The sequence below is a fragment of the Halomonas sp. 3D7M genome (assembly GCF_014897885.1).
In the GTDB taxonomy this organism is placed as follows: Bacteria; Pseudomonadota; Gammaproteobacteria; order Pseudomonadales; family Halomonadaceae; genus Vreelandella.
Genome location: NZ_JABUZF010000039.1, coordinates 1 through 555, shown reverse-complemented (window position 1 = coordinate 555; position 555 = coordinate 1). Strand labels below are relative to the sequence as shown.

Genomic DNA, 555 nt, shown 5'->3' with positions numbered 1-555 from the left:
AAAGCTCGAAGCCTTGTACAGCGACGACCTGGACCGCGGCGAGGACGACTGACATACCTCGATGAACGTACAAGGCTGGTGGTGTTATTTGATGAAGCGGTTTCTCGTGGCGCATCGCGTTATCGAGCTGCCGAGGTGATTAATGTCAGCGAACGGACGCTCAAACGTTGGCGATCTGAAAGCGGCGTGGTTATTGAGGATCAACGGCCACATGCAGAGCAATGCAACCAGCCGCATCAACTGACTCATGAGGAAGAGCAGGCTATTTTGAATACCTGTCATCAACCTGAGTATCAGAGTTTACCGCCGTCTCAGATCGTACCTTTACTGGCAGACCAAGGCGTCTATCTCGCCTCGGAGTCGACCTTCTACCGGGTCTTGAAAAAGCATGAGCAACACCATCATCGAGGACGCATGAAACCACGTCGCACTGTACCTGAGCCCACCAGCTTTACCGCCACAGGGCCGAATCAGGTGTGGAGCTGGGATATCAGCTTCTGCCCCTCCGTTGTACGAGGTCAGCACTGGTACCTCTACCTGATCATGGATATCTAC

1 protein-coding gene is annotated in these 555 nt (G+C 53.5%); it reads left to right on the top strand.

The features are described 5' to 3' along the window. Positions 1–78: 78 nt before the first annotated feature. Positions 79–555: helix-turn-helix domain-containing protein (locus INT22_RS01210; RefSeq protein WP_193067515.1), on the top strand; the 477-nt coding region annotated here is incomplete at its 3' end.